General features: G+C 34.2%; 1 protein-coding gene. It reads right to left on the bottom strand.

The genetic code is table 11. The annotated features are described in order from the left end of the window. Positions 1–11 precede the first annotated feature (11 nt). Positions 12–260: GNAT family N-acetyltransferase (locus A6E06_RS14655; RefSeq protein ID WP_141676984.1), on the bottom strand; the 249-nt coding region annotated here is incomplete at its 5' end.

The raw sequence follows: 260 nt of genomic DNA, 5'->3' as shown, positions 1-260 counted from the left end.
CTCAAATTAGCCTAGTTAACGGTCAACTTTTGAAGAGATACCATTTTTTCTTCGCTGTGCTTTAATAATTCCAACTCTTTAAAACCCATTTTTTTATGGAATAACAAAGACGCTTCATTTGGTGGCATAACGTCGATTTCAGCAAATACGCAAGGGATTGAATTATCAATGGCTGAACCTAAAGCATATTGGTATAACTTTGAGGCTATGCCTTTTCCTTGGGATTTTTCCGAAATTACAATTCTATCGATGTATAAAAA

It is taken from the genome of Aliivibrio sp. 1S175, from assembly GCF_001690985.1.
In the GTDB taxonomy this organism is placed as follows: domain Bacteria; phylum Pseudomonadota; class Gammaproteobacteria; order Enterobacterales; family Vibrionaceae; genus Aliivibrio.
This window is presented reverse-complemented; position numbering and strand designations above follow the sequence as displayed.